Origin of the sequence: Methanospirillum sp., assembly GCF_035406105.1 — an archaeon.
Taxonomy (GTDB): domain Archaea; phylum Halobacteriota; class Methanomicrobia; order Methanomicrobiales; family Methanospirillaceae; genus Methanospirillum.
Genome location: NZ_DAONKG010000160.1, coordinates 1 through 5,742 on the forward strand (window position 1 = coordinate 1; position 5,742 = coordinate 5,742).

A 5,742-nucleotide genomic window follows, 5' to 3' on the forward strand; every position below is an offset into this window, starting at 1 on the left:
CAGGAGAGGGTAAACGAATGCGGCCGCTCACCGGCTCACGACCAAAGGTGATGCTCCCGATTGCCGGCAGGCCCATGCTTGAACACCTGATCAATGCCGTCGTTGAAACAGGGATTACGGATTTCATCATAGTCGTCGGGTATGGCGAATCAGCGGTCAGGAATTACTTTGGTGACGGGGGAATACGGGGGATATCAATCAGATATGTGACCCAGAAGCATCAGCTTGGAACCGGTGATGCTCTGATGACCGTTGCACCCCATGTCAACTCACCATTTCTGCTGCTCAACGGAGATATGATCCTTCATGCCGCTGATATCAAAACCATGCTGCATACACCGGCACCCGCCATGGGCGTATTCACATCATCCCATCCCCAGGACTACGGAGTGGTGACCATGGAAGCAGATGTCATCACCGGGCTTGAGGAGAAGTCCCTGCACCCACCAAGTGATCTCATTAATGCCGGAATGTACCTCTTTGAGCCGGGGATTTTTGACCATCTCAGAACCATCACGTCATCTCCCAGAGGGGAACTGGAACTGACCGATGCACTGATGACATATATTGAGCATGGAACACTACGTGGAGTGCACCTTGAGTACTGGGCTGACATGGGATCTCCCTGGGATCTACTTGGTGTCCATGAAGAGATGATGAAGACAATAGAGCCTGAACAAAAGGGAGTAATCGAAGCAGGGGTTACTATACACGGGAATGTGCAGATAGGTTCCGGGACAGTGATTCTGGCAGGCTCATATATCGAAGGGCCATGTATTATCGGCTCAGACTGCAGGATCGGGCCTCATGCCTATATAAGACCGGGAACTGCAATCGGGAATTCCTGTCATATTGGGCATAGCTCAGAGATAAAAAATTCAATCATTATGGACAGAACCAATGTGCCTCATTTCTCCTATGTCGGCGACAGTATCATCGGTAGCGGCTGCAATCTTGGAGCGGGAACAAAAATTGCAAACCTTCGTCATGACAAGGGAACGATCATCATTGGAGGATCAGACACGAGGAGACGAAAGTTCGGGGCAGTTATTGGTGATGATGTACTGTTTGGGATTAATTGCTCGGTTAATGTCGGATCGGTTATCGGAAATCACTGCAGAATAGGTCCCCATGCTCTTGTGGAAGGAATCCTTCATGATAATACGGTGATTCGCCGATGAGTCTGCAGGCAGTCATCCTCGCTGCAGGGGAAGGAACAAGGCTTCGTCCGCTTACGCAGAACAGGCCAAAAGCACTCATCCCTGTTGCAAATAAACCGATTATTGAACACACCATCCTGTCACTTCTTGAGGCAGGTATCAGGGATATCATCGTCGTCGTCGGGTACCGCAAGGAACAGGTCATGCGTCACCTGGCTCGTCTCAGCCTGCCGGTCATGATTGTCCGGCAACCCGAGCAACTCGGTACCGCCCATGCTCTCCTCTGTGCACGTGACCGGATTGCAGGTGATGCCCTGGTTCTTCCTGGAGATAATTACATCGATCCCGACTCAATCCGGGACATTGCGAGGGTGAGGAATTCCCTTCTTTATACAACGCACCGGCAGCCATCAAACTTTGGAGTTGTCACCATCGAGGGGGATGCAATTACCAGCATCACTGAAAAGCCTGTTCTCGCAAGCCGCATGACGGTCAGCTGTGGAGTATATCACCTTGGATCTGATGTACTTGACCGGATCACTCGCCCCAGCCTGAGTGAAGCGATTGATGACGAGATCCGACGGGGTACAAAGATTAATGCAATAAAGGCACACTCCTGGCAGGATGCAATCTATCCATGGGATCTGCTCACCATGAATGACCGTCTCCTGCCATTTATCTCCCCTGATCGATCAGGAATCATCAGTTCATCGGTGGTGATGCAGGGAAAGATTTCTATCGGAACAGGGACGCGGATAGGTCCGGGGACGGTGATTACCGGGCCGGTCATTATCGGAGAGGACTGTACCATCGGCCCTCATGTTGTCGTCGAACCAGGGACCAGTATCGGTTCCCGGGTCAGAATTGAACCTTTTTCCGTTGTCCGTCGATCGATTCTCATGGATGATGCAGTGATCGCACCTCACTGCAGTATTTCTGGATCTGTGATCGGAGAGGGATGCACCCTTGGAGAATACACTTCTGCACACTATGCCGGGGGTTTCATAGCATTTGACGATTCCGCCATCCGTGCCAGTTGCGGGGTTATTATGGGGAACGGGGTCTTCTGTAAGCCATCCGTTTTGTTTGAGAATACCATCGTTGGAAATGAGGTCATTATTGAGGGAAGGACAGATCTTCGGTTTTCCTGCACCCGGATACCGGATAAAACCAGGGTGATGTAGGATGTGTGGCATTGTCGGATACGTCGGATATCGGGATGCTGCGCCAGTTCTCCTGCAGGGGCTTCGACGGCTTGAGTACCGCGGATATGATTCATACGGCATCGCGACCCTTGCATCCCACGTCTGCGTCCATAAAAAAGCAGGAAAAGTCTCTGACCTTCCTGACAATCCGGGCATACTGCAAGGTACCATCGGAATTGGTCATACCCGATGGGCAACACACGGGATTCCGTCAGATATCAATGCTCACCCCCATCAGGATTGCACAGATCAGATTGCTGTGGTGCATAATGGCATCATTGAAAACTATGCACACCTCAAACGGGATCTTATCGGACGAGGGCATATCTTCCGTTCAGAGACCGACACCGAGGTGATTGCACACCTGATCGAAGAAGCGTATACAAATGATCTACTCGAGGCAGTCAGAAAAACCCTCCCGCTTCTTTCCGGATCCTATGCCCTGCTGATCATCTCTGCAGGTGAAAAACGCCTTATCGCTGCCCGAAACCAGAGTCCTCTCGTTTTAGGAATCGGGGACGGGGAGATCTTTGCTGCATCTGATATCACACCGCTTCTTGAGTATACCTCACGGGTTGTCTATCTTGATGATGGAGATATTGCAGAACTCAAACCTGATTCATATACTGTGTACTTTGGAGATACTCCAGCAGAACGGGAGATCAAGGAGATAACCTGGACACCAGACCGGGTTTTGAAGGGCGGATTTGCCCATTACATGCTCAAGGAGATCTTTGAACAACCGGACGCGATCCATCAGGCATTACACGCGGTTTCTGAGGAGACACTACCATCATCCCTGCGTCAGGCATCCTCCATGACCGTTGTTGCATGCGGTAGTTCGTATCATGCCGGCATGATCTTCCGGTATCTGATCGAACCGGCGTGTGGCATCCCGGTCAGGCTGGAGCTCGGGTCAGAATACAAATATACCCCTGTCCCGTTCAGTGATGTGATCATCGGGATATCACAAAGTGGCGAGACCGCTGACACCCTGGCGGCTATCAGAAAGGGCATCTGCAATAATGTAAAGACGGTTGCGATTACCAATGTGCTGAACAGCTCAATAACCCGGAGTGCCCATGACACGATCCTCATGCATGCCGGACCTGAGATGAGTGTGGCAGCATCCAAATCATTCATCGCCCAGGTCGGAGTTCTCATGCAGATTGTAAACATCCTCTCCGGTGGCCGATGTTATGATATCCTCTCTCATGCACGGTATGCCATAGAGCAGGTTCTCCTGACCGATCTTACTGATGCAGTGGATCTCTGCAGTGCGGCAGAACATCTCTTTTATGTCGGCCGTGGAGTCTTTTACCCGGTCATGATGGAGGGGGCCCTGAAGATGAAGGAGATCTCGTATATCCATGCCGAGGCGTATGCTGCCGGCGAGATCAAACATGGCCCATTCGCATTATTATCCCCTGCAACACCGGTCATTGCCATCTGTACCCCCGGACCTGCGTATGAAGTCATGCTAGGCAACATGAAGGAGATGAAAGCCCGCGGAACACCGATCATAGCAATCGGAAATGATGACGACAGCGACGTCAGGGATATTGCAGATGTTACCATCCCTCTGCCAAAAGCTCATCCCTGGATCCAGGTCCTGACCTCCACCGTACTTCTGCAGCTCCTGGCATATTATACCGCAAACCGGCTCGGCAGAGAGATTGATATGCCACGAAACCTCGCAAAGAGTGTCACTGTAGAATGAATACTACAAAAAAACCTATTATTTCGGTTGTCGGCCCGTCAACCCGGTTTTTATCAGGGATCAGTTATTATACCATCAGACTCTGTAATGCGCTGGCAGAAACGAGTACGGTTTATGCAGTTCTCTTTCGGAATATGCTCCCAAAGCGACTTTTTCCCGGATGGAGACGAGTCGGAAAGAATGAGAGCTGTGTCTGTCTTTCCAGATCTATTCATGTTGCCGAGGTTCTGGACTGGTATAATCCGTTCTCATGGGCAGAAGGGGCCAATAGAATCCGAAAGTCTGATGTAGTCATTTTTGAATGGTGGACATCGAGTGTTGTGCATATGTTTCTTGCCCTCGTTCTCCTGACGGCCGGACGAACAAAAATAATCATAGAATTTCACGAGGTCGTCGATCCCTTGGAATATGCAATCCTCCCGCTCCGTACCTATGCAAAAGGGATGGGACGAGTCATAAGAAGACGTGCATCCAGATTTATTGTTCATTCAGAGCATGACCGTGATCTGATCGCAACTCAGTACCGGATTCATCCGTCGCGGATAGCAACAATCCCGCATGGTCTGTATGACCAGTATCCAATCCTTGATAAGATGGAGAGTAAATCAAACCTGGGTGTTGATGGAAAAACGGTTCTGCTGTTTTTTGGACTTCTCAGACCCTACAAAGGAGTGGCATATCTTATTCAGGCATTTGAAACGCTTCCTCATACGATTTTGGAGAAGACAGTTCTCATTATTGCCGGTGAAGCATGGGAGGATCAGCAGTCAATAGATCTCATTCATCACTCACCACAGTCTGACAGAATACTGCTTGAAAACCGGTATATTGCAGATGGGGACATACCAGTATTTTTTTCCGCAGCAGACATTCTTGTGCTCCCGTATACCCGTGCATCCCAGAGCGGGGTAGCCCATATCGGGATTGCATACGGCCTTCCAATTCTGGCTACAAAGGTGGGCGGACTTGTTGAAAGCCTTGGGTCCTATGCAGGGACTAGGTTTGTCAGACCGGGAGATAGTGAGGGACTATCTCATGCACTCGCGGATATGATTGTTCATCAAAAAAACAGAAGGTTTGAACCTCCGGATGAGATGAGATGGGGGCGGATTGCAGAGCGGTTTATGGATGAGATTGGTATCACCCTTCAGGAGGATACATGAGAATTGCCATTCTTTGCTGTATGGATTTTAAAATTCCAGGCGGTGCAGAGAGGTTTTTTATAGACATGGCACGGGCCCTTAATGCCACCATCGTCTGTTTATCGGTCAGTGACGACTTCTGCACAATATATCCTGATGCTGCACATGTCAGGTTCTGTCCGCTTCATAAAACCCTGCCAGGCGAGCCGCTTTTCCAGCTGGCTGGGATGATGCTCTTTAAACGCCTCCATCTGGATTATGACTTTTACATAGCGACTGATGATATGGCATTACGTTTTCTCTCAAAAAAGATCCCGCATACCTACCTGATGCTGACACCACGGAGAGCTTTATATGACATGTACTATCCGACCCTTGCATCACTACCACCAGGAAAGCGGGAGATCTTTAGGATTATCCTGGCATTTTTCCGGTACCTGGACCAACGCTATGTCAAAAAGCATGTCAGATGTCTGGCCGGAATCTCCCACACGGTCAGAACCAGAATATGGAAA

The 5,742-nt window shown here is 49.9% G+C and carries 5 protein-coding genes; all 5 read left to right on the plus strand.

Features of this window, described 5'->3' with window-relative positions; translation table 11 throughout:
* The coding region (glmU, locus tag PLA23_RS09705; RefSeq protein ID WP_324475031.1) for a bifunctional sugar-1-phosphate nucleotidylyltransferase/acetyltransferase at positions 1 to 1,181 on the plus strand (1,181 nt) is incomplete at its 5' end.
* On the plus strand, positions 1,178 to 2,344 hold the full coding sequence (locus tag PLA23_RS09710; protein WP_324475033.1) for a sugar phosphate nucleotidyltransferase: 1,167 nt from the start codon (positions 1,178 to 1,180) through the stop codon (positions 2,342 to 2,344). The genes glmU and PLA23_RS09710, both read left to right, overlap by 4 nt.
* 1 nt (position 2,345) lies before the next feature.
* Positions 2,346 to 4,085, plus strand: a complete 1,740-nt coding sequence (gene glmS, locus PLA23_RS09715; RefSeq protein WP_324475035.1) for a glutamine--fructose-6-phosphate transaminase (isomerizing) — start codon at positions 2,346 to 2,348, stop codon at positions 4,083 to 4,085.
* Positions 4,082 to 5,248 carry a glycosyltransferase gene (locus PLA23_RS09720; RefSeq protein ID WP_324328785.1) on the plus strand — a complete coding sequence of 389 codons (1,167 nt, stop codon included), beginning with the start codon at positions 4,082 to 4,084 and terminating at the stop codon, positions 5,246 to 5,248. The genes glmS and PLA23_RS09720 overlap by 4 nt, the downstream gene beginning before the upstream one ends.
* A partial coding sequence (locus PLA23_RS09725) for a hypothetical protein (RefSeq protein WP_324475036.1) occupies positions 5,245 to 5,742 on the plus strand: 498 nt, incomplete at its 3' end. The genes PLA23_RS09720 and PLA23_RS09725, both read left to right, overlap by 4 nt.